The following is a 23,306-nucleotide window of genomic DNA, read 5'->3' as shown; positions in this document are numbered from 1 at the left end:
CAATATAATAGTAGTATTAACTTTTTCTAATTCACCGACAAATGATATAAATTGATCGTACTTTTATTACACTTCCTAGTTTCCCCAAACAGGCACACTACCGAAAGAGGTGGTCACATATGCATTCAAAGATTGATATTTCTGAGAAACTTAGAGAATTAATCCTTAATGATAACCATTACAGGAAGATAGAAAAGGGTACTTTTTTGTACCAAGAAGGAATGGAAGCAAATGAACTCTTTATTGTTCAAAGTGGGTTCATACAAATAAGTAAAATTGTGCCTGACGGCCGTGAACTTACATTAAGAATGTGTGGAGAAGGGGATTTAATTGGGGAGCTATCTCTTTTTTGCCCATCACCCAAATATATGCTCAATGCCAAGGTTATTGAGAGTGGAACTGTAGCAATTATTCCTAAAAGGGAGCTTGAAGAAAAGCTTAACCAAGATCACCTCCTTGCACTTGAGTTAATGAAATGGATTAGCCTTCAATATCGAAAAACACAGACAAAATTTAGAGATCTCGTCCTCCATGGAAAAAAAGGAGCACTTTATTCCACTTTAATTCGCTTTTCAAACAGCTATGGGATAACGATGGATAATGGCATATTAATTAATACGCCCTTAACAAACCAAGATCTTGCTAATTTTTGTGGAACCTCTCGGGAGGTTGTCAATAGAATGCTAAGCGAACTTCGTAAAAATGATGTCCTTTCGATTGATAAAGGGATGATTACGATCCATAATCTATCGTATTTACAGCGATCGATTGATTGCGAAAACTGTCCGATAGATATTTGCAATATTGAATAGGATAAGTGATTGTTCAATCAAAAAAATGCTTTGTATCCAATTAACGGATACAAAGCATTTTTAATTACTTAGACAACTACAATTACCATAATGATAAAAAAGAAAGCCGAATTTACAATTTCAAGAATACCTAATTTTTTCATTGTCATTCCTTTACCATAGAAAACGAAAGCTCTTATAAGACTTGGAATGAAAGCAATTGCGATCAGCCACTCCCCTGCTATTACATAAATAACTGGAACAGCTAAATGGAATATCCATGAAATCCATTTAAATGTTTGGTTCTTTTTCTCTCGAATCATTGTTTTCACAAAAAAAGTACAGCCCGCAAAAAATAACAGGGATGTAATACAAACGGTAATCGCTATGGAATCAATTTCTCCATTAGGCAAATAGCTGCTCGCTAATCCAGCTATTGAAAATACACAAATAGCACTAATATCATTTAGAAACGCCCTTTCGCGATTCTTCGATGAAAAATAGGCATTTATAATAAAAAACGGAATCATAACTAGTCCAAAAATAATTATGGTTGGTTGAACAATAAGTGGAATGAGAAGCAGCAAGATGGCAGGAACAAAGTAAATAATTGTCCACTTTGTATAATACTGCAGCTTTTTCTTTTTAAATAACAAGAGCATTGGATATGTAGATAAATATAAAAATAACCAGCCTATGAAAAAGGCAATATGGGACCACATAAATTCAGAAGCAACTACGCCAAGCCAGAACGGGATAATTAACATAGCCCAGGCTCCATGCTGTTTTGGTAAACAAAGCTTCACTTCTATACCCCCTTTAAAGCAAGTTAACTTCACTATACACTTAAAGCATAGTGATAAAAGTGAATATCATCACAGAAAAAGCTGTCAAATTGTGACAGCTTTTCGACAAAAAATGCAGCTAATTTAATTGATTTATCAAATAATTGCATATCCATTCATAACTAGAGTCGCTACCTATCTTAAAAAAAGGGAAAGAATATGAGCTACTCTTGACAACACCCACATCTTCCTCCCAGTATAATACAGCTTGAATATTATTTAAATTTGATAGAAGAGCTAGATCTTCCCCATTTCTCACGATGACTACTTTTGGATAAACTGCCCTTTTATGACCTTCGATAAGAATATAATCTGGCTCCAGCGTTTTGAGAACTTTCATTTGCTCTTCAAGTGACCAGCTGTCTTTCTCTGCTTGAAGAAGAATTCGTCCTTCTCCTTCGACTAATGAGACAAAGGCACCTGCAGACAGATGCTGACTGGAATCTTTCTGTTCTACTAAATCTGGCTTGCCACCATGCCCATGATGTTTAATGGTGGCAACTTTAAATTTTTTCACAGAAAGATTTTCAATAATCTTCTTTATCACAGTTGTTTTTCCGCTATTTTGATAACCAACTATTTGAAATAGGATGGGCTTATTTACCACGGCCACTCACTGCCATCAAAATCCTCGAGCATTAATACAGCCACTTCCGATCCTGCCTCGAACCCTCTCGTTCCTCCTGGTAAAATCATTAGTGAATTAGCACCCGCTAGGCTCATAACGATATTAGACTTATCCACACCGCTTGGAGATGCGACTAATTGACCATCAGAAACAGTTAGAGCACTTCTGACGAAACGAGTAAAAGGATTAGCCTTCAAAAAGTCCACATCTAGAATGGCTTTTTCTTTTCGAAGATGCGGCTTCTCCGAAAAGAGCATTCTTCTAATAATCGGTCTACTAAATAATTCAAATCCAACATAGCAAGCAGATGGATTTCCTGATAAACCGAATAATAGTTTCCCTTCAAATTGAGCAACGGTAGTCACGCTGCCAGGACGCATGGCCACTTTATTAAACAATACTTCCGCTTGCATTTTTTCATAGATAGCTGGTAAATAATCGAAATCCCCTACAGATACTCCACCCGTTGTAATTAACATATCTACTTGTCCAAGTGCATTTTTCACTGCCTCATAGCAAGTTTCAAATTCATCAGGAAGCTGTCCGAAATATTGTACTTCAGCACCTGCTCGTTCAATTTGAGCTGCGATCATATAGGAGTTACTGTTTCTGATCTTCCCTGGAACTAATGCATCATGTACATCCAACAGTTCTGTACCAGTCGCGTATAGCCCAACGATCGGCTTTTTAGCTACTGGAATATTTGCATAGCCAAATGTTGCAAGCATCGCTTGAATACCAGGATTGATCTTTATTCCCTTTTTAATTAAAATATCTCCTTCTTTCGCATCTTCACCCCTAAATGATACATTGTCACCTGACTTATAAGAACGTTTAATGGACATATAATTTTTGCCATCTTTTTCAAATGCTTTTGCCAATTCAAGCATGACAACCGCATCGCACTCTTCTGGCATTTGTGCTCCTGTCATGATTCTCACTGCCTGGAAAGGTCCTACCTTTTTCGTTGTCACCATTCCTGCACCAATATGATCGACTACTTCAAATTCAACTATATTGGTTTGTGAAGCTTCTTTCGTATCTATTGTCCGGACAGCAAAGCCATCATATGGAGCACGATCGAAATGAGGGACATCACTCGTTGCCGTTAGATCTTCCGACAAATATCTTCCATAGCTTTCCTGTATCGGGACATATTCTGTTTGTCCATCCAATTGATACTGCATAACCCGTTGAACTGCCTCACCAACAGGGATCGGTGTTCTTCTCTCTATCATTCTGATCAGCTCCTCTTAAGAAAAAACATAGTGAATTGCCAGTTCTATTAAATACTGCCTCCATCCTTATATTATAGATCTGCTATTAGGGATTCAACATGAAAAACATCACAAACTACTTTATCTAATGGATTATTTCCAAAAAAGTTCAAAAGTGTGATGAGTGTCACCCAGTCATCTGTTCATATCCGTTATGCTTGATCTGTAAATAAAGATCGAACACATAAGGAGGATATGGAAAAATGAATATGCCTTTTTCTGAATCAACATTAGTTAAGGATATGGTGAATGAACAACCAAAAACTAGCGATGTTTTTAAACGTTATCGTATAGATTTCTGCTGTGGCGGTAATATACCTTTAAGTAAAGCAGCCTCTGATTTATCAATTGATATGGAAAAATTAATGGCTGATTTAAATGAAGTTTATATCAAGGAAGAAAAGAATACAGTAGATATGGCTGTTTGGACTGACAGCAGTTCTGAAGATATTATTAAATATATCAGCGAACACTTCCATGCTGGGACATTAGATGAGCTTGCACAACTAAGCCCATATGTGACTAAAGTATCAAAAGTTCACGGTGACAGCCACCCAGAACTATTAAAGGTTTACGAATTATTTTATGAGTTCAAAAAGGAAATGATCGAGCACACTGCAAAAGAAGAAGAGGTTGTTTTCCCAATGCTTCTAAAATTGCAGGATCCTTCCCTAGAAAATCGTCAAGAAATTATTGACTACATTACAGAGCTTGAAAAAGAACATGACCATGTAGGAGAAATCCTAAGACAAATAAGAGAAGTTACATCTGATTATGAACTTCCATTCGATGCTTGCGGAACGTATACTCTAGTTTACAAACGCCTTGAAGCACTAGAAGGATTCACTTTCATGCATGTTCACCATGAAAATAATATTCTATTCCCTAGATTTATTTAAGATCTTTAACATTACAAATGCGGAAGCGCCTTGATCACCCCCGACAAGCACAAGACGATCCTCACAGAAAGGTGTCCTTTACCTTTTTGGGAGGATTGGCTTGTGACCTCGAGGGGGTAGGCGCTGGAGCTGGATGCAGACAAACTTGTCGCAAAGTTATCCACAACATCTAAATTTATAATTTCCTAGATATAACAAACCCCCTGTCAGTATTGACAGGGGGTTTCTTCTTCATCCACCAATATAAGACATTTCAATCTTTTTGCGATTTTTTGCACTTTCTTCTGTCCGCTCATCTGAATAGCGATCTTTTCTAGCGCCCCAAATATTTGTAATGCGATCAGCTATTTCTTCATCTGTTACGTTCTTACGCATAAACTCTTTAATATCATGGCCTTCCCCATTAAACAAACAGGTGAAAATCTGACCATTCGCAGATAATCGTGAACGAGTACAGCTTGAACAGAATGATTCAGACACAGATGGAATAAATCCAACATCCACATTTGTTCCATCATATCGATATCGCTTAGCAACCTCACCAAAATAATCTGGATCAACAGGCTCTAATAAATAATGTTCTTTAAGCAACTCATAGATTTCCTTTTTTGTTATAACATCATCCATTTTCCAGCCATTTGTGCTGCCAACATCCATATATTCAATAAAACGAAGCTGCAGTCCCTGTTCCTTACAAAACGTCGCCATTGGAACAATCTCTGAATCATTTAACCCTTTTTTCACGACCATATTGATCTTCACACCAAGGCCAGCATCCTGTGCCGCTTTAATTCCAGTTAGAATGACATCTACTCCGACGCCTCTGCCGTTTATCTTACCAAATAGCTCACTATTTAACGTATCTAAACTAACGTTTACCCGTAATAAGCCTGCTTCTTTTAATTCCTTTGCATACTTCGGAAGTAATACCCCATTTGTTGTTAACCCGATATCTTTTAAACCTTCTATTGCTGAAAGCTTCTTAACTAGAGTCGGCAAATCCTTGCGAAGCAGCGGCTCACCGCCAGTAAGTCTAATCTTTTCCACGCCAAGACTCACAAATATTCTAGCAACTCGTTCAATTTCTTCGTAAGTTAATAATTCACTTTTCGGTAAAAAAGCAAAATCTGGTCCAAATTTCTCTGCAGGCATACAATACGTACAGCGGAAATTACAGCGATCAATAACTGAAATACGCAAATCTCTTAACGGTCTATTTAATTGATCCTTAATCAATCTTTTTTCCATTTTATCAACTCCAATTAAGAGTGATCTAATCTCTTATTTAAATATCTTATCATATGTTACTAAGAGGAACTGTATACAAACTCACAATAATGTGAAATTAGATTTACCTCTATATTATACATTATGAATACTATTTACTTCTCATTACACCATATAAGTACCCATATGTTAATAGACAAAATCAAACTTTCATGATGTTGTCACTATTTCCATTGTATTAAAGTTTCCTTATAGGTTTATTTATTCATATTAAAGAAAGTGCAGCCTTAGAACAAGACTGCACTTTTTGGAAACAAAAGCAATAAAGTTTATTTATTTGCTGCTTCTTTCTTTCTTAATGCTTTTGGAATATAGACACAGAATGGTTCACTTTCCATATAATCACCAGTCATTGCGTATGCTCTTGAACGTGAACCTCCGCAAACATATCTAAATTCACAAACACCGCATTTCCCTTTATATTTATCTGGATTTCTTAAATCTTTAAAGATCGGTGAATCTCGATAAATTTCTCCAATAGATTGTTCTCTAACATTCCCTGCCTTTACAGGAAGCAGCCCACTTGGGTAAACATCTCCAATATGAGAAATAAAGACAAATCCATTTCCATCATTTACCCCTTTTGGTGCTCTTCCTAGACCATCGATAGAACCTGTTAATCCTTGCTGGGTCAATGCATCTAAATATTGAATTTCATCTATTTGATCTTTCGCTTCACGCATTTTTTGCTGAATAACAACACGGCGGTAATGCTGTGCGGCTGTTGTTTTAATATCAAACTTAACTCTTTTACTTAAATCGTACAGCCAAATAAATACTTTTTCATGTTCAACAGGAGAAATCATATCTGATTCTTGTCCTCTTCCTGTTGGAACAAGGAAGAACACACTCCAGAGAACACAGTCTAATTCTTCAACAAGCTTCGCCATTTCATCTAGATACTCAATATTGTATCGAGAAATAACTGTATTAATTTGGATAGGTATTTCTAACTCATGCAAATATTTAATTCGTTCCATAGTTAAATCAAATGAACCATCTGTTCCACGGAAATGGTCGTGAATCTTAGCATTTGGGCCGTCCAAACTAAATGCCCAGCGAGATAAGCCTACTGCTTTCGCTTTTTCAATTGCTTCCTTCGTCACATTTGGTGTGGCACTTGGAGTCATTGAAACACGGACACCTTTTTTGACTGCGTATTCAGCAATGTCAAAAACATCCTCCCGCATTAACGGATCCCCACCTGTAAAGACAAGCATAGGGTTATTCATCTCGTAAATCTGGTCAATTAACGTTTTGCCTTCCTCAAACGTTAATTCACGATGGTCCCTTCTATATTGTGCTTCTGCACGACAATGCAAGCATTTTAACTGACAAGCTCTTGTTAATTCCCATATAACAATAAAGGGGTCTGAATTAAAATCACGATTAAAAGCCATGTAAAAATCCTCCTTCAATACCCTCAATTTCCACTCTATTCAATAAGAAAATATCGGATTTTCATTATATATACAAAAATATCATCTCTATAGTTAAATTATAGGGAAGTTTTTATATTAAATAAGTGAACAATCTCACATTAAAATAAAATAATAAGAGAGAAGGTAGAACAAATACATGAACATGTTTGCGAAAAAAACAAAACAGCAGAGAAAACTCTGCTGTTCTTAAGATAGTGTCATAACCTCGTATTTCATCGATAAATCTATGAAGTGAGGCATGCCGCTAATTTTTCCGGCCATTAATCTGTCTTCAACTTCATAATAATCTACACATGTTTTGCATGCAAATACGTCTACACCTTTTTCTTCTAATTCCTTAAGGTGAACAGAAACAAAGGAATCTGCAGTTAATGTAAATACCCCGCGATTCATACAAAATATGGCTGCTGGAAGTTCCTCTCTTTGTTTCAGCAGCGTGAAAAAAGTCTCGAGAACTCCTTCACCAAGCTCTTTATCCCCTTTACCAAGCTGATCTGAACTCACCAAAATGATTTTATTTTTCATTTTTTTGCCCCTTCTCTTATCTAATACCTAAGGCAATTTTTGCGTATCTGGACATTCTATCCTTGGACCAAGGGGGATTCCAAACGATGTTCACTTCTGTTTCCTTCACCTCTGGAATATCTGCTAATGCACTCTTCACATTCTCAACGATAGTGCCTGCAAGCGGACAACCCATTGAAGTTAAAGTCATATCAACAGTTGTCTTCCCTTCTTCATCCATCTTCACATCATATACCAATCCAAGATTAACAATATCAACCCCAAGCTCTGGGTCAACAACAAGCTCGAGTGCACTCATAATACTGTCCTTTAAATCCTGATCCATTCCAAACATCTCCTTTTCTTATTCTTGTCTTTATCATAACAAATATATAGCCATTAATGAATGAAAGACCCTTATACAAATGTCTCAAACCATCTTACTGTTTGAGCTACTCCTTCAACACTGACTTTATGACCAGCCTTCTCATCAATGATAAACTGTAGCTTTTCTCGATCATTTTGATACAATGGTTTAATTGTTTCATAAAAGTGGTATGTACTTGGAAATGGCACAATGGGGTCTTTCTTTCCATGCCAGAAGAGAAGCGGTCTATTTTGTAATTTTTCCGGCTGCAAACTTAAATCCAGTTCCTTTAACCGAAGCATTAATTGAGACAGTTCATCTTCTTCAATAGGAATTTCCAATCCTTGCTTTTTCATTTCATCAATTTGCCAGCTTGCAAATTTTTCGTAATAGGGCATTCCCATTAAGCTTGTAGCAGCTTTTATCCATGGGTATCTTGTAAGCGCCCCTAATGTGACAATGCCTCCCATTGATGTACCAGCAACCCCAATACGTGATGGATCTATTAGTTGCTGCTCTTCATAGGCATCTTTTAAAATAGCCAGCTCATCAATTGACTGCAGCACAACATCCCAAAAATGTATATTTAAATCATGCCCTGATAATCCAGCATTTCTTTCCCCGTGATGAAGCGCTTCAGGAAGGATGACCCGAAATCCCTTTTGTGCAAGATAATAGGCATAATGAAGATTATTTTCCTTCACACTCCTAAATCCATGTACAAAAATAATGAATGGGAGTTTTTCCCTCTGTCTTTCCTGATCTACAATATGTAATAGAGGAATTTCCTTCATTCTTTCATTTTCAATTGTAATCACCTTTATGCCTCCTAGAAAAGTAAACCGAATCTAAATATTATGTAAAAATAAGTTAACAAAGTGTATTTAGTAACAAATTTAAAATATATTTGTTAACATAGTGTTTATATAGAGATATATTCACTTTTTTCTAAGTGTATCATGTTGTCTTTTTTTTTCCCAAACCTTTACACTAAGAATAGAAAATTTGTATAAAGCAGGTGTTGTTATTATGGCGGAAAAACATTTAATTGCTCTAGATTTAGATGGAACATTATTAAAAGACGATAAAACAATTTCGTTAAGAACAAAAAAAGTCATCGAAAAAGCTCGTGAGCAAGGCCATATTGTTATGATTGCCACCGGACGTCCATTCCGTTCTAGTGAAATGTACTATAGAGAAATGAATCTCGATACACCGATTGTCAATTTCAATGGAGCCTTCGTCCATCATCCAAAAGACCATAACTGGGGCGTGTACCATTCTCCTCTTGAAGTAAATATTGCCAAAGATATTGTGGAGGCATGCAGTTCATTCCAATTCCATAATATTATTGCGGAAGTCATTGATGATGTGTACATTCATTATCATGATGAAAAACTGCTGGACATTTTCGGGTTAGGTGATCCAAGCATCACAACTGGCGACCTTCGAAACTTTCTAAAATCATCTCCAACAAGCATGTTAATTCATACGGATGAACAGCATGTTCAAACGATTCGTGATCATCTCTCCGCTGTACATGCCGAAGTCATTGATCATCGAAGCTGGGCTGCTCCTTGGCATGTGATTGAAATTGTTAAAGTTGGCTTGAATAAAGCAGTAGGACTGAGAAAGGCAGCAGATTATTTCCAAATCCCTGCTGAAAGAATTATTGCCTTTGGCGATGAGGATAATGATCTTGAAATGCTTGATTATGCAGGCTACGGCGTGGCAATGGGAAATGCCATCGATCAAGTAAAATCAACCGCAAACAAACTCACATTATCAAATGAGGAGGACGGGGTTGCTGTCTATTTAAACGATTTATTGAATTTAAAATTATTCTAAGCTGGATTTACCGCTATTTTACAATACGGTCAAATAATACCCCTTTTTAAATTGAGAGATTGGCACATACTAAAAGATGAAGCAGCAGTTAGCTGTTTCACATTTCTTCATTTGGAGGGGATTCGAATGGGTAAACGTACGAAATCGAAACGCTTTGTCCAACAAGGTGTAGATTCTGTTACTAAGCACGCTGAACGTATCCCGTATCACATGACATATGCTGAAGCTGAGGCTGCAAAGCTGAAAAATGTGAAAGAATCTTCTCTTGGTGGAATATAATGTAAGCAATTAATACCAAAAAGGCTGACACATTGTGTCGGCTTTTTTGGTTATTCAAATTATTTATCGATTGTTCTAAAATAACTGGATAGGTATGAATCATTTCCCCATTCCCCGTTTTTTCAAACAAATAGAGAGTAACTGTCCCATTCTGTGGAATATCCTTTTTGGGAATGGTTATGTGAATCGTGAATTTTGACCACTTCGGATACTTTGAACCTATCCGTTTCCTTTTTTCTTTTACCAATTCATTATGACCATCCTCTACAATATAGAAGAATTCTCCCCCTTTTGTGCGAGCTTCACCAGTTACTACATATTTTCCATCCTCCCCTGTCACCATAACATTCCTAAATACATAGTCCTCCTTTTCAGCTGTTTGAAAAGATTGGGCAGGTACTAATCCAATTACAACAAAAAATGCAATAATTAATGCGCGCATGGCAAACCCTCCAATTCACACCTTATAGAAATAGGAAAAAATCAATTGTTTATTTATATCAAGTAAGTTGATTAAATAAACAATTGTTACTAAATAAGCTTGTTGATTGGAGCGGAAGGCGCGAGACTCCTGCGGGAGTAGTGGGACAGGTGAGACCCCACAGGAGCTATGCTCCGAGGAGGCTCACCGCCCACCCCGCGGAAAGCGAGCGTCCTGGAGCGCAAATCAACCTCTACCAACTAGTTTCTCATTAGCAACAATGTTTGCGAGAACAGCCATACTAATAAAAGCTTGTGAAATTGTATCTTTAATTATTCTTTCAAGTACCAATAAATTTCGAGTAATATTCGTTGTCTTTTTTTTCTAATTTATATACACTTAGAGAATATATATTGTATGGAGAGTAGGGGAATAGGTATGTCAGTAAAAATAATAGCCGACAGTGCGTGTGACTTACCATTAAGTTTTTATGAAGAAAATAATGTGATGCTTTTTCCATTAAAAGTACATTTAAACGATACAGAATATGAAGATCTATTAACCATTGATTCGAAAACTGTATATGACGCAATTCGTGAAGGACAGGTTCCAAAAACATCCCAGGTGTCTCCTCATGTCTTTGAAGAGACCTTTACTAAAATGGCTGAAAACAAAGAAGATGGGATATATATTGCCTTTTCTTCGGAATTATCAGGTACATACCAAACAGCAGCAATGATGCTTGATCAAGTGAAAGAAACCTATCCAGACTTTCAGTTAACAATCATTGATACAAAATGTGCATCCCTTGGGGTTGGCCTTATTGTGAAAGAAGCCGCAAGATTAGCCAAAGAAAATGTATCCAAAGAGACGATCTTAAAGAAGGTTAATTTCTTATGTCAGCATATGGAACATCTATTTACTGTTGAGGATCTTGATTATCTTGCAAAGGGTGGCCGCGTTTCGAAGGCATCTGCTTTTTTGGGTGGTCTGTTGAACATCAAGCCTTTATTAAATGTTGAAAATGGAAAGCTCGTACCCATTGAAAAGCACCGCGGAAGAAAGAAGCTTTTCCGCCGGATCATTGAACTAATGAAGGAAAGAGGACAATCATTAGACAACCAAATAATTGGAATCAGTCATGCAGACGATGAAGAAACGGCATTAGAAATGAAGGAATTAATTGCGCAAGAATTAAATGTGAAGAACTTCTATATTTCTACTATCGGCTCTGTTATTGGTTCCCATACAGGCTCAGGTACAATCGCCTTTTTCTTTCTAAATAAAGTACAAGAAGAAGAATAGGATCAAACAATATGCTTGCACTGTATACTCTCATTCCTTTTTACAGACAATAATAGGAGCCAACTTTCACGGCCATGCGAAAATCACAGTGAAAGTTGCCATTATGTTAAAGAGGAAAGGAGTATTCATACGATGCCGCATACTTCAGATAATGATAAGAAAGCCAAGGATAATAATGCCCTTCGTCATGAGAAAAATATGATGATCACCAAAAACCAGAATGCTGGAAAGAATCAATATTCCAAAAAGACCGATCATCTATAGAAAAGAGCAAGCGGTTCAAACCGCTTGCTCTTTTATTGTTCCTCTTTCACATATGTCCAGCCTTCTTTTTGATAAATCTTGCCTTCCTTCATTAAACGCCCAAGCGCACGTTTAAATGAGGCTTTGCTCATTTGAAAGCGATCTTGTATATCCTCTGGCGCACTCTTATCTCCATATGGCATCGTTCCGCTTCTGGAAGCTAGATACGCCATAATTATTTCTGAATCCTGATCAAGTGCTTCTTCTTTTCTTGGGGCCAATGAAACATTTATCGTCCCATCTTCTTTTACATCAATAATTCTGCCCTCCACTTTTTCTCCAAGACGTGGTTCTACTTTTCGCTGTGATTCATGAATAAATCCTTTAAATCCTTCTGCCGTATAAATCCAACTGCCCACCTTTGCCGTGCGGTAGATATGACCATGGATATTTTTATTAAAATCTTCTCTTGTTGCCTTTATTGATATATTCTCAATGATTGGATCTGTCGCTAACTTTACATAGATGCGGTCATTTCGATTGACACGAAGTGTAATATAAAGCATATCACCTACATTTGGCCAGACCGATTCATGTACAGGAAGATCCTCTTCTCCTAGAAGCATATCCTTATTAATTCCGATATTAATAAATACACCTATTCCTGGCTTTACATCACAAACCTCAGCCCAGCCATATGTTTCCGTTGTAATAGACGGAATCGTCGTTGTTGCAGCAATCCGCTCTCTTGAATCTGTATAAAGAAAGACCTCCACTTCCTGCCCTTCCTCCAATTCTAAATCCGTATCATTTTTATGTAATAGCACATCTTCATCACCATCAGATAAAAAGTAGCCAAAAGCAGCCTGCCTTTCAACCTTCAATTGAACAGAACGTCCAATAAATTCATTAATCGCCATTTAAATTCCCCTTTTCATTTATTCGTATTTATTTTTAGACTCTTTTTCAATAAATATTGTGAATAAAAACCATTGATAAATAAGGCATGTTGATTGGAGCGGAAGGTGCGAGACTCCAGTGGGAGTAGCGGGACAGGTGAGACCCCGCAGGCGTCAAAGCGCCGAGGAGGCTCACCGCCCGCCCCACGGAAAGCGAGCAACCTGGAGCGGAAATCAACTTCTACTCATTCAAGCGATGAGCAACAATGTTTGCATAAACAGCCTATTTTATTTAAATTTCACTAATTTCTCCTAGAGTTGTACGAACTGCTATATTTTACTATAATTGATGGATATAGTACAACTTCACAACAGAGTCCCCATTGTAAATTATGAATGGGCATTTAAATAAGGAGGCAAGAGCGTTATGTCGAAAGAAAGTTCATTTGATATTGTATCCAAAGTAGACTTTTCAGAAGTAACAAATGCAATTAATATTGCGATGAAGGAAATTCAAACACGCTATGACTTTAAAGGCAGCAAAAGCAATATATCACTCGATAAAGAGGAACTTGTCTTAATTTCTGATGATGAATACAAACTAGAGCAGCTTAAGGATGTCTTGTTCAGCAAAATGATTAAAAGAGGAATTCCCGTCAGAAACCTGGACTACGGCAAGCTCGAAGGAGCAACAGGCGGAACGGTCCGTCAGCGGGCAAAAATTGCTCAAGGCATCGATAAAGAAAATGCCAAAAAAATTAATACTCTCATCAAAAATAGCGGTCTAAAAATCAAAAGCCAAGTTCAAGATGACCAAGTCCGAGTAACTGGCAAGAACCGTGATGATCTACAACAAATCATTGCAGCAGTAAAAGAAGCAGATCTTACTGTTGATGTACAATTCGTAAATTATAGATAATTAGCAGTATGGGCCTCCATAAAGTGGATGCCTTTTCTTTATAATTCATTTAACTTATTATTGGTTTTTAAGCTATTTAATAGGTATAATTATCTAATAAGAGACACCATAGTATTCCTAGGAGAGGATTTTTTAGATGCTAGATAAAATTAAATTTAGAAGTATCCGTTTAAAAATGATCGTAGTAATCGTTATCGCATCCATTATCAGTACACCGCTTTCTTCCAAATTAAATTCCTATGTAATGGAGTTTGGAAGTGTAGATTCAAGCTTTGGCATCTATATTAATACAGCTATCAACCTCTTCATTGCGACTATAATTGTCGCAATATTCACCCGTTGGATTATAATCACCCCACTCCGCACCCTACTAGAAGCAACGAAAAAGGTTGCAGAAGGGGATCTGCATGTAGATGTGGATTTTTCAAGACGTGTGGATGACGAGATAAGCCAGCTTGCAAAGGGATTTAAGCAAATGACGGAAAATCTTCAAATAGTCGTCAGCAAGATAAATAACACATCCGACCGTATCGCTATATCAGTTGACCAGCTATCAACCAATTCTAAAAGTACAGCCTCGGTCTCTGAACAAATTTCTGCTGCCATTCAAGGGGTAGCTGCTGGATCAGAGGAACAAACAGAAGGCATGAAGAGAATTGAAGCTGCTATGGACGTAGTAAATAATGAAATTGATGAAATTTCTCGAAATACTCAAGTGATTAGCAGCCAATCAAAAATCAACACATCAGTGGCTGAAGAAGGCGAAAAAACAGTTGATAGAACAGTAAAACAAATGGGTCTCATTCAAAATTCTGTAAGTCAGTCAGACCATTCTATTCAAATGCTACAGGAACAAACAAAGGAAATCGGGCAATTCCTAACCGTTATTACAGATATTGCAAATCAGACCAATTTATTAGCACTCAACGCGGCAATTGAAGCTGCACGTGCTGGAGAAGCAGGCAAAGGTTTTGCTGTTGTTGCAGAAGAAGTGAGAAAGCTTGCTGAACAATCGAATGGATCTGCCCAACAAATCGCTGAGCTTGTTAATGAAATTCAAAAACAAACTGGAAATTCAGTTGCGACAATGAAACATGTAATTGATGATGTGCAAGAAGGAATTATCATGACGAATGAAACTAAAGATATCTTTCATCAAATCTCGCAATCCATGGGCGAGATGGATAATCAAATGAATAAAATTCTTGAAGGCAGCCAAACAATCTCAGGAAGTGCTCAAGATGTTACATCTGCTGTTTCTGCTGTTAGTTCAATTGCAAATTTAAACAATCAAAATTCAATGAATGTTTCAGCAGCATCACAGGAACAACTTGCTTCAATCGATGAAGTAGCTATTTCCATAAATGAGTTATCAGAAATTGCTGTAGATCTTCAAGAATTAACACATAAATTTAAAACTTCATAAGAAAAAGCCAAAGGATTTTTAAAGAATCCTTTGGCTTTTTTTCTTATTCAAACTTACTTTTTGCTTGCTTTCCTTTTCCTCGACCTACTCCAAATAAGGTAAATGAACGTAAGGAAGGCTCCGTATACAACAATGGTCGCAATAACAAAAGGGATGTTTATCCCAGATTTATTAGATAATACATACACCTCTGCCTCTTCACGGTCTAAGAACAGCGTATACTGGCCGTTTCTGCTTTTGACAAGATCATCCGTTATTAGCCCTCTTAACTCCCTGTCATCTTCCAAAACATTTGCATCTATCGTTATATTTTGAGATCCAGATGAGTTATTGATTGCAATAACGGTTGTCTCCTCTTCATATGTGCGTTTATAAACTGACATCTCATTTTCCTCAGCTAACAGTTCCAGTGATCCCCGTGTTAAACTTGGAAAAGCCGCCCGTAATTCACCAAGCTTTGTGATGTAATCAATTAATTCCTTATCTGTCCGAAAATCCATTTGTCCATGATTATCGGCCCCGCCTCCCCCTTCTAAAGCAATTTCACTGCCATAATAAACAATAGGGATACCTGGGGTTGTATACAGATAAGTCAGAGCCAGCTTCCACCTTGGTCCTGGATGCTGGTTTTTCGTTATTGCCGCATGAGTAAATCGGGCCATATTGCGATTATCCACCACACTGCCCATTAAAAACGGATCCTTGTAAATCGACATAAGATATTCCTTATTCGCAACAAGATCGTTTAATGAGTTGTCTACCTGATCAAAAACAGGTCTTATCTTTTCTGCAAGAGGGACATCAAGAAGCCCATCCATTCCCAGCTCTTGAAATTGTGCAACCTTTTCTGAATCATGTGCTTGTAAATCTCCAAGGAGATAGAAATTATTCTTCGCCGATTTGACTTCTTTAGCAAACTCTCGTGTAAAATCGTCAGGCGCTTTATCTACGTCTTCTAGATAATACCCATCAATATTTGTTTCTTCTATCCACCACTTTGCTGCATCAATTAAATAGTTCTTCACTTCAGGGTTTTCCTGATTTAACTTTGGAAGTTCATCTCCCTTCTGTTCACGGAACCAATCCTTCTTTTCTGGCTCTGTAAGGAAGGAATGGTTGGGACCAACTTGAATCACTTCAAAATCAAACAAAACCTTCATATCCCGATTATGAGCTTCCTTCACTAGCTTTTTAAATTCATCCATCGTACCAAAATGTTCTTCCGTCTTATAGAAATCTTGAACCCATTTGCCATGATACCCCTTATCTTCGTTATCAAGAATCGAATTCAGCCATATAGAAGTAAAGCCCATATCTTTAATATAATCCAATTTGTCGATAATTCCTTGAAAATCACCGCCATGATAAGCATTAGGGTCTTTTACATCTACTTGATTATCGTTACCCAGATCCCCATTATTAAAGCGATCCACCATAAGAAAATAAATTGATTCATCTTGCCATTTACGATCTTCTTTTTCAGCTGCCCCTACAGGTAGGGCGTAAAAAAGAAGAAACGGGATTAAGATGAAAATCCAAGCTCTTTTTTTCATCACCGCTCCTCCTACTCCTTCAAATTCAAAGCCAAAACTATTTAATAGCCTAGTTTTTTTATAATAACTCTTTAAGAGTAGCCTTTTCTCTGCGTATCGTCAAACAAATGCTCATCTATTCAATCAGTCTTTAAGTTGAATCAAAGGCCTATACACATTATGTATCAGAATATCTACTGGGAGAATATCCTGCTATAGGAGGCATATTGCATATTCTATGAAAAAACAGGTATTTACCCATATACAGTTATAAAAGTTTTGGAAAATGTCAAGAAAGAATGGTGAAGGAAGCAAATGGAGGTTTTTTATGAATAGACAGCAGCGTTCAAAACTAATAGAGTATCAATCCCGTGCATTTACTGAAGGGACAATTGAATTTATAAATAATCAGTGGGTGTTCTTTGATAAAGAAACGGAAGAGGCAGCATTGATCGATGAATTCCTCCATCAGGAAATTGAAGTCTATCGAATGAAGCGCTGGAGAAAAGGGGTTTTGTTTGAGGAGGGAAAGGTCTCTTTAGCCGATGAGGTACTAATTCTCAAAAATCAGGACATGGTCCGGATCCGCAAGCTTCTTGTGTTTTCTTTAGAAAAACTGTTAGATGAGATGAATGATGATGCGTTTTTCCAATTCGTCACAACATTAAATTCCCTGAAGTTTTCAATGTATGATTGTATTTATTGTTATAATCAATTAAATTTCCTCTCTACTTCTGAAAGGAAAAACGGTGTTAACTTTATTGTTTTTGATAATCAAGAGCAAATCTGCAATGTCCAGCATCATTTTAGTTACTTTGAAAAGACAAATGACCGCTTTGAATTCACCTTAAACAGTGGAAAAAGGATGATCATTGAGAAAATATCCTCATAATTTAAGGCTGTTTTCGCAAACATTGTTGCTTTTAATATGAAAGGGTAAAAGTTGATTTCCGCTCCAGGCTGCTCGCTTTCCGCGGGGTGGGCGGTGAGCCTCCTCGGCGCTCGAGCGCCTGTGGGGTCTCACCTGTCCCACTCCTCCCGCAGGAGTCTCGCGCCTTCCGCTCCAATCAACCAACCTTATTTGTAATAGATTTCATTTCACACAATTTATTCAAAAAACAGCAATCTATTAGAAGAGAGCCCAGCATTTTTGCTGGACTCTCTTTAAGTTATTTAAGTAAGGTTGCTGGTTTCTTTAAGCCCTGCTCAAAATCTGTTATCATCAGTGGTCTATGAATATAGAAACCTTGAGCATAATGACATTTTAATTCTTTTAATAAGTCAATCTGTTCTTTCGTCTCTACTCCTTCTGCCAGCACCTTCACTTCTAGACCATGCCCCATCGTAATAATGGCTTTGACGATTGCAATGTCTGATGTATTCACACGAAGATTATTAATAAATGATCGATCAATCTTTAATGTATTAATCGGTAAATCCTTCAAATAACTTAATGAGGAATATCCTGTACCAAAATCATCAATTGACACTTTTACCCCAAGCTTTTGAAGCAAATGCATTGTGTTGATGCTGTAATCAACATTCTTTAGCATCGTACTTTCCGTTAATTCCAGAGTTAAATATTTGGGCTCTAATTTAGACTCATGCAACGCTCGTTTTACTTCTTTTAAAAATCCAGGCTGTTGAAATTGATAGGCAGATACATTTACTGATACCGATAAGTTCTCATATCCAAGTGCCTGCCATTTTTTATTTTGCTTACATGCTGATCTTAGCACCCAGCTTCCAATTTCCTCAATTAACCCGGTTTCTTCAGCTAATGGGATAAAATCTACTGGTGAAACAAGACCTAATTTAGGATGATTCCAGCGAATTAATGCCTCACTTCCAAAGATCTCACCTGTCTCTAAGTCCACTAGCGGCTGATACATGATATAAAATTCTTTTTTCTGAAGGGCTTTTCTTAAATAGCTTTCTAGTTCAAGTCTGCTCATCGCCTGATCGTTCATTTCGTTTGAGAAGAAAGTAACCCGATTGCCCCCTTGGTTCTTGGAACGATTCGTAGCAATGTCTGCATTTTTTAAGAGTTCATGTTTATCCAATCCATCCTCTGGATAAAAGCTTACACCAATGCTAGCCGTCACAAAGAAATCCTGTCCTTTATGATTAACTGAATTTGAAATCTCCTTCAGAATTGCTTTAGAAGTTTTCATTACTTCCTCTACATGAATATCCTTTGATAAAACAACTGTAAATTTATCGCCACCGAATCTTCCAATATAAGAACCGCTTGGAAGAACCTTTTCCATTCGATAAGCCAATTCCTTCAAAACCATATCGCCTACAAAATGCCCAAGGCTATCATTAATAATTTTAAATCGGTCAATATCAATCGAAAGAACTGCAAGTGTTCTCTTTTTCTTTTTTGCTCTTTCAAGCATATGTTCAAGCTGCTCCGTAAACTTTACCCGATTCGGAAGTCCTGTATCATGGTCAAAATAAGCAAGCTCTGTTATCTTTTCTTCAATCTTTTTTTGCTCGGTAATATTTCTTCCAATTCCATAAATACCGATACATTCATCATTCACTATGATTGGAATATTTTTTATTTGGAAAAGATTTATTTCTCCTGACTTTGATTGAATCGTTACATCAAAGTACTGCTCTCTCCCCTTTAATGCCTTGGAGAAATGCATTCTCACTCGTGGTACATCTTCACTCATTACTAATTTCAGGGCAGATTTCCCAATAAGTTCTTCACTGCTATACCCACTTGTTTCCTCAAATGCGGGATTTATGCTTTTAAATTGTCCATTTAAATCAGTTGAGAAAATAATATCCGTATTTGTGTTAAAAAGAGACTTATAATATTGCTCAGACACTTTTAAACTCTCATTTAATAGATGAAAGTCATTATGTGACGCTTCCATCAAATGTGTTAATGAAGATAATGTTTTTAAATAGGCTGGTGCAGAATATTTAAAGGTTAACTTACGATCGGACTGTTTTTGACGAATATTTTCTGATAAAGCAATATAGGTTAAGGAATGCCCCAATGCCTTTGGTTTTTCAGGCTCTCCTCCTACTAATTCTCCTTGTGTAAAAAATCCATTTGCTGATGAAATGCTCTGCAGCATCGCTAATTCCTTTTCTGTAAAATCACGAGCAAATCTTTTTTTCACTGAACAATTGTATACAAATATTGTTTCAACCTGCTTTTTCGCTAATTGTTTTAAATTAGACAAAGAACTTGCGATAATTTCATCAATAGCTGGATAAGCAAAAGTAATTTTCTCCCCTTCGCTAATTCTTCTATTTACTAAAATAGCTCCTGTTTTCAATACAGCATTAATAAACAAGGGGACTTTTTCTCCATTACGATGAACGATAAAAGGAAATTCCCAGCCTGAATCAGGCAAATCCTTGGAAAAGTTTGCACCTAAATATTTTTTTAGAATTTGTTCCGGTTTTTTATTATCAATTGTGTGGATAATCATTTCTTTAGACTTTGTAATCGTAAATGTCTTCCCTATTTCCTGCCATTTATTATTACTAAAGGCTTGTACATGAAGCTGCTCGTTTTGCAGTGCAACCGCTACTACTCCTTGACTCGTTAGTTCTTCCTCTGTAAAAGCATATGATTCTTGGTGTATTCCGTCCGAACATGCCACTCCTCCGCCTACTATTAATTCTGGGTTGCTCTTGTAGATTCCATCTAATAATGACTGGGCATCTACTTCTGACCCTGCTGAAAAAACTAGTATGGCTTTCGTATCAAAATCTAGTAACTGGGCAGCAAGACCTTTCCCCATTTCAAAGCTATTTTCATAGTAACTTTGGTGAAGTAAAGCAGATTTTAATTCTGTTTTTTCGAAAATAGTAAAAGAAAGTACGATTCCTTTCTCAACTATTCTGCCTTCATATATCTCACCCGCACTAGTACAGCCAATGACCGTCGCATAGGGAATGACCTTCTTAATAGTAGTTTGCAGCTGAACAAGAAAGTTTCTGTCTGCATTACTAGAAAAGACTTGAACAAGCAAGTTCGGATATTCACAAAGATCATTTGTATGTATGAATTGATACAGTTGATCATTATTTTCATATTGACATGTTATTGTTTTCGCCATTAGAAGAACCACCATAGATATAGTTTAATTTCTTTACAATTCCCTCAAGTTAAAAATAACATAAATATTGCAATCATGACATGACAAAAAAGCGAAAAAGCTGTCTTTTCGACAGCTTTTTCAAATGATATGACAATTATAAGTAAGTTTGATTAAAAAGTTAACGGTAATTTAACAAATCCTAGATATAAAACTAGTGCCAATGAAATAATAAATAGAATCCAAGAAATAGCCGTTTTTCTTCCCTTTACCGTACCGACAATGATCATTTCGAACATGACAATTACCCAGAGACCGACTAATGATTTAATCACATACATTGTATCAATATTAATACTGCTTAAAATCCAAATACCTGTACCAATAGTTAGTAAATAAAAGAGCCTTAAAATCATTTGAACAACTTTTAAGCCTCTAGCTTTTCCACTTTTATGTAGTCCAAGCGCAACGAAGAATAAGATAAGTGTTAAAAGCCATGTTGTAATGTGAGCGTGTATCATCCAATGTCCTCCTTAACTAAAATCGTTTACATCATACCATATCAGCAACGAAAATCCTAAACTAAAGCTTCCTATTTCGCTTATATTTCAGACAAATATCGCAACTTTTTCACCACAGTCTCTAAATTCCATCAATCGTCTCAATCTTATTTGATAAGGTGCCAATTTTTTCAATAGTGATGTCCATGGCATCTCCTGGCTGCAGGAAACGTGGAGGTTTGAATCCTTTGCCTACTCCTGCTGGCGTACCTGTCGCAATAATGTCACCTGGCTCTAACGTCATGCCTTTAGAAAGGTCGGAGATTATTTCTTCTATTGGAAAGATAAAATTCTCTGTGTTTGAACTTTGTCTTATTTCACCATTTACTTTCGTCTTGATCTCTAGTTTATTTGGATTATCGATTGCTGAGATGTGCACGATCCATGGCCCCATCGGACATGTAGTATCAAGGCTTTTTCCAATAAAGAACTGCTTATGACGGGATTGTAGATCTCTTGCGGTAATATCATTAAGAATCGTATAACCGAAGACATACTCAAGAGCTTCCTCTCTCTTTATTCCTCGTCCTTTCTTGCCAATAATGACGGCAAGCTCCCCCTCATAGTCGAGCTGTTCCGTTATATCTTTATGATGATGAACAAGTTCATCATGTCCAATGACCGTTGTCGGAGCCTTAGTAAAGACTATAATATGCTCCGGAATATCCTCTTTACTGCCCATTTCAATTGCATGATCTGCATAATTTTTGCCGACACAAAAGATATTCTTTGCTGGCCGGGGAATAGGTGCAAGTAATTTAGCCGAATCTAGCGGTATGTATAGCTCTTCATGCTCTCCATTTGCAGCCCACTCTTGTAAGCTATTAACTTTTTGAATAAAATTGTCTCCTAAAGCAATACATTCTTGCATGGTCGAAGGAAAGTTATTTATACCTTCTTTCATCTCTGCTGCTTTTCCAAGCGGAAGAATTCTTCTGTTCTCCCCATCCATTAGCCCAACAAAGATTTCCCCCGCCAGTTCTGCTGTTACAAAATTCATCCGAACACCCCCATTTTCAGATCAGAATCTTCCAAACATCTCCATTTATATTGTTTATCATAGGTGAAAGATATAAAGCCTGTCTAGTCTTAAACCTCATTTCACTGAAGATTTATTTGGGCTATTTTATCACAATCTCTTTTTAGGCACATACGATAAAGAAAAGCAATGTCTATGCTGCCTAAGCTTTCTTGAGGAGCTGGACACATATCTCAATCATAAAGGGTGATGTGTATGCCGGCAATCGTTGGGGTCGCTCAGGTCATATCCGTAGGGAGCAGTTCTGTTTTTAACATTGGAGATGTTTATAAAATCATGCCGATATCTAATGCAAAAACCTTTTCAGGTGCCGGATCTTTTAACACAGGGGACGGCATGAATGTATATAATCATCAAAGCACAACAAACACATATGATTCTGACAGCATTGACCAAGGAATTATCTTAAATGCATAAGAAAATGGGTGATGGCGATGAATTATTATATTCAACAATCGATTCATATTAACTTAATAAAAATTGGCGGTATTTCCAATTCTTCAATCTTACAAATTGGCAGTTCTGGAATCATAAAGCCTTCATCCTATTTATATAACACAGGAGGCTTTACAGAACCTGCTCCAGCAGCAGAGGCCCCTATGTCCAATGAATTGATAGCTACTCCTTCCGTACCATTACAAGCACCATCCATCACTTAATGAGGGTCAGGCACCGCTCTTGGACATTTCAAGCTGATTTGTACTGGTAAGATGGACAGTGGATTT

Annotated in this window: 23 protein-coding genes and 1 pseudogene; 10 read left to right on the top strand and 14 right to left on the bottom strand. The window is 37.0% G+C overall.

Translation table 11 applies throughout. The features are described 5' to 3' along the window. The first annotated feature begins 119 nt into the window (after positions 1 to 119). Complete coding sequence (locus tag ACFYKT_RS08255) at positions 120 to 812, top strand: Crp/Fnr family transcriptional regulator (protein WP_389218106.1); 693 nt, start codon at positions 120 to 122, stop codon at positions 810 to 812. Between the two features lie 68 nt (positions 813 to 880). On the opposite strand, the gene ACFYKT_RS08250 is transcribed toward ACFYKT_RS08255, so the two are convergent. From ACFYKT_RS08250 to ACFYKT_RS08240, 3 genes are all read right to left on the bottom strand, one after another. Then, positions 881 to 1,597 carry a YwiC-like family protein gene (locus tag ACFYKT_RS08250; protein WP_389218103.1) on the bottom strand — a complete coding sequence of 239 codons (717 nt, stop codon included), beginning with the start codon at positions 1,595 to 1,597 and terminating at the stop codon, positions 881 to 883. A 118-nt stretch (positions 1,598 to 1,715) separates the two neighbouring features. Continuing rightward, entirely contained in the window at positions 1,716 to 2,249 is a 534-nt protein-coding gene (gene mobB / locus ACFYKT_RS08245; protein ID WP_389218101.1) for a molybdopterin-guanine dinucleotide biosynthesis protein B, read from the bottom strand. Next, positions 2,237 to 3,502 (bottom strand): molybdopterin molybdotransferase MoeA, encoded by a 1,266-nt coding sequence (locus ACFYKT_RS08240; RefSeq protein ID WP_389218098.1) that lies wholly within the window; start codon positions 3,500 to 3,502, stop codon positions 2,237 to 2,239. Before ACFYKT_RS08240 ends, mobB begins: the two co-directional genes overlap by 13 nt. Before the next feature lie 242 nt (positions 3,503 to 3,744). Between ACFYKT_RS08240 and ric the strand changes: the two genes are divergently transcribed. Further along, the gene (gene ric, locus ACFYKT_RS08235) at positions 3,745 to 4,440 is read left to right on the top strand and encodes an iron-sulfur cluster repair di-iron protein (protein ID WP_389218095.1); all 696 of its coding nucleotides are present in this window, start codon (positions 3,745 to 3,747) and stop codon (positions 4,438 to 4,440) included. A 231-nt stretch (positions 4,441 to 4,671) separates the two neighbouring features. Here ric and moaA read toward each other — a convergent pair whose 3' ends face one another. The 5 genes from moaA to yjfP form a co-directional block, all read right to left on the bottom strand. Next, the gene (moaA, locus tag ACFYKT_RS08230) at positions 4,672 to 5,688 is read right to left on the bottom strand and encodes a GTP 3',8-cyclase MoaA (RefSeq protein WP_389218092.1); all 1,017 of its coding nucleotides are present in this window, start codon (positions 5,686 to 5,688) and stop codon (positions 4,672 to 4,674) included. 308 nt (positions 5,689 to 5,996) lie between these two features. Further along, positions 5,997 to 7,127 (bottom strand): TIGR04053 family radical SAM/SPASM domain-containing protein, encoded by a 1,131-nt coding sequence (locus tag ACFYKT_RS08225; protein WP_389218089.1) that lies wholly within the window; start codon positions 7,125 to 7,127, stop codon positions 5,997 to 5,999. 228 nt (positions 7,128 to 7,355) lie between these two features. Next, a complete protein-coding gene (locus ACFYKT_RS08220) occupies positions 7,356 to 7,694 on the bottom strand; it encodes a DsrE family protein (protein WP_389218086.1) in 339 nt (112 codons plus the stop codon). 16 nt (positions 7,695 to 7,710) lie between these two features. After that, entirely contained in the window at positions 7,711 to 8,019 is a 309-nt protein-coding gene (locus tag ACFYKT_RS08215; protein ID WP_389218083.1) for a metal-sulfur cluster assembly factor, read from the bottom strand. A gap of 71 nt (positions 8,020 to 8,090) precedes the next feature. Next, positions 8,091 to 8,858 carry an esterase gene (gene yjfP / locus ACFYKT_RS08210; RefSeq protein WP_389218080.1) on the bottom strand — a complete coding sequence of 256 codons (768 nt, stop codon included), beginning with the start codon at positions 8,856 to 8,858 and terminating at the stop codon, positions 8,091 to 8,093. Positions 8,859 to 9,069: 211 nt separating this feature from the next. Between yjfP and ACFYKT_RS08205 the strand changes: the two genes are divergently transcribed. Continuing rightward, positions 9,070 to 9,888, top strand: a complete 819-nt coding sequence (locus tag ACFYKT_RS08205) for a Cof-type HAD-IIB family hydrolase (protein WP_389218077.1) — start codon at positions 9,070 to 9,072, stop codon at positions 9,886 to 9,888. Between the two features lie 409 nt (positions 9,889 to 10,297). Here ACFYKT_RS08205 and ACFYKT_RS08200 read toward each other — a convergent pair. Beyond that, positions 10,298 to 10,510: pseudogene (locus ACFYKT_RS08200) on the bottom strand (Gmad2 immunoglobulin-like domain-containing protein); the annotation flags it as partial. 516 nt (positions 10,511 to 11,026) lie between these two features. Between ACFYKT_RS08200 and ACFYKT_RS08195 the strand changes: the two are divergent. Both ACFYKT_RS08195 and ACFYKT_RS08190 read left to right on the top strand, forming a co-directional pair. Continuing rightward, positions 11,027 to 11,893 carry a DegV family protein gene (locus tag ACFYKT_RS08195; protein WP_389218074.1) on the top strand — a complete coding sequence of 289 codons (867 nt, stop codon included), beginning with the start codon at positions 11,027 to 11,029 and terminating at the stop codon, positions 11,891 to 11,893. A 132-nt stretch (positions 11,894 to 12,025) separates the two neighbouring features. Continuing rightward, positions 12,026 to 12,157 (top strand): DUF3941 domain-containing protein, encoded by a 132-nt coding sequence (locus ACFYKT_RS08190; RefSeq protein WP_389218072.1) that lies wholly within the window; start codon positions 12,026 to 12,028, stop codon positions 12,155 to 12,157. A gap of 32 nt (positions 12,158 to 12,189) precedes the next feature. On the opposite strand, the gene ACFYKT_RS08185 is transcribed toward ACFYKT_RS08190, so the two are convergent. Next, the gene (locus tag ACFYKT_RS08185; protein WP_389218069.1) at positions 12,190 to 13,056 is read right to left on the bottom strand and encodes a CvfB family protein; all 867 of its coding nucleotides are present in this window, start codon (positions 13,054 to 13,056) and stop codon (positions 12,190 to 12,192) included. Between the two features lie 406 nt (positions 13,057 to 13,462). Between ACFYKT_RS08185 and ACFYKT_RS08180 the strand changes: the two genes are divergently transcribed. Both ACFYKT_RS08180 and ACFYKT_RS08175 read left to right on the top strand, forming a co-directional pair. Next, a complete protein-coding gene (locus ACFYKT_RS08180) occupies positions 13,463 to 13,954 on the top strand; it encodes a YajQ family cyclic di-GMP-binding protein (protein WP_389218067.1) in 492 nt (163 codons plus the stop codon). A gap of 136 nt (positions 13,955 to 14,090) precedes the next feature. Beyond that, positions 14,091 to 15,380, top strand: a complete 1,290-nt coding sequence (locus ACFYKT_RS08175) for a methyl-accepting chemotaxis protein (RefSeq protein WP_389218064.1) — start codon at positions 14,091 to 14,093, stop codon at positions 15,378 to 15,380. Positions 15,381 to 15,433: 53 nt separating this feature from the next. On the opposite strand, the gene ACFYKT_RS08170 is transcribed toward ACFYKT_RS08175, so the two are convergent. After that, complete coding sequence (locus ACFYKT_RS08170; RefSeq protein WP_389218061.1) at positions 15,434 to 16,933, bottom strand: alpha-amylase family glycosyl hydrolase; 1,500 nt, start codon at positions 16,931 to 16,933, stop codon at positions 15,434 to 15,436. A 307-nt stretch (positions 16,934 to 17,240) separates the two neighbouring features. Between ACFYKT_RS08170 and ACFYKT_RS08165 the strand changes: the two genes are divergently transcribed. After that, positions 17,241 to 17,804 carry a DUF2777 domain-containing protein gene (locus ACFYKT_RS08165; RefSeq protein WP_389218058.1) on the top strand — a complete coding sequence of 188 codons (564 nt, stop codon included), beginning with the start codon at positions 17,241 to 17,243 and terminating at the stop codon, positions 17,802 to 17,804. Positions 17,805 to 18,081: 277 nt separating this feature from the next. On the opposite strand, the gene ACFYKT_RS08160 is transcribed toward ACFYKT_RS08165, so the two are convergent. The 3 genes from ACFYKT_RS08160 to ACFYKT_RS08150 all read right to left on the bottom strand — a co-directional run bounded on the left by ACFYKT_RS08160 (position 18,082) and on the right by ACFYKT_RS08150 (position 22,542). Then, the gene (locus tag ACFYKT_RS08160) at positions 18,082 to 21,003 is read right to left on the bottom strand and encodes a bifunctional diguanylate cyclase/phosphodiesterase (protein WP_389218055.1); all 2,922 of its coding nucleotides are present in this window, start codon (positions 21,001 to 21,003) and stop codon (positions 18,082 to 18,084) included. A 152-nt stretch (positions 21,004 to 21,155) separates the two neighbouring features. Further along, positions 21,156 to 21,503, bottom strand: a complete 348-nt coding sequence (locus ACFYKT_RS08155; protein WP_389218052.1) for a DUF1516 family protein — start codon at positions 21,501 to 21,503, stop codon at positions 21,156 to 21,158. 121 nt (positions 21,504 to 21,624) lie between these two features. Then, positions 21,625 to 22,542 carry a fumarylacetoacetate hydrolase family protein gene (locus ACFYKT_RS08150; protein ID WP_389218049.1) on the bottom strand — a complete coding sequence of 306 codons (918 nt, stop codon included), beginning with the start codon at positions 22,540 to 22,542 and terminating at the stop codon, positions 21,625 to 21,627. Between the two features lie 234 nt (positions 22,543 to 22,776). Between ACFYKT_RS08150 and ACFYKT_RS08145 the strand changes: the two genes are divergently transcribed. Together ACFYKT_RS08145 and ACFYKT_RS08140 are read left to right on the top strand one after the other, a co-directional pair. Further along, positions 22,777 to 22,998: a spore germination protein gene (locus ACFYKT_RS08145; protein WP_389218046.1), complete on the top strand. Its 222-nt coding sequence runs from the start codon at positions 22,777 to 22,779 to the stop codon at positions 22,996 to 22,998. 17 nt (positions 22,999 to 23,015) lie between these two features. Next, the gene (locus ACFYKT_RS08140) at positions 23,016 to 23,240 is read left to right on the top strand and encodes a spore germination protein GerPB (protein WP_389218044.1); all 225 of its coding nucleotides are present in this window, start codon (positions 23,016 to 23,018) and stop codon (positions 23,238 to 23,240) included. Positions 23,241 to 23,306: the final 66 nt, after the last annotated feature.

Source organism: Cytobacillus mangrovibacter (assembly GCF_042865275.1).
GTDB lineage: Bacteria > Bacillota > Bacilli > Bacillales > Cytobacillaceae > Cytobacillus > Cytobacillus mangrovibacter.
Note: the sequence above shows the minus strand (reverse complement) of the source record. Positions and strands in the feature narration are given on the sequence as shown.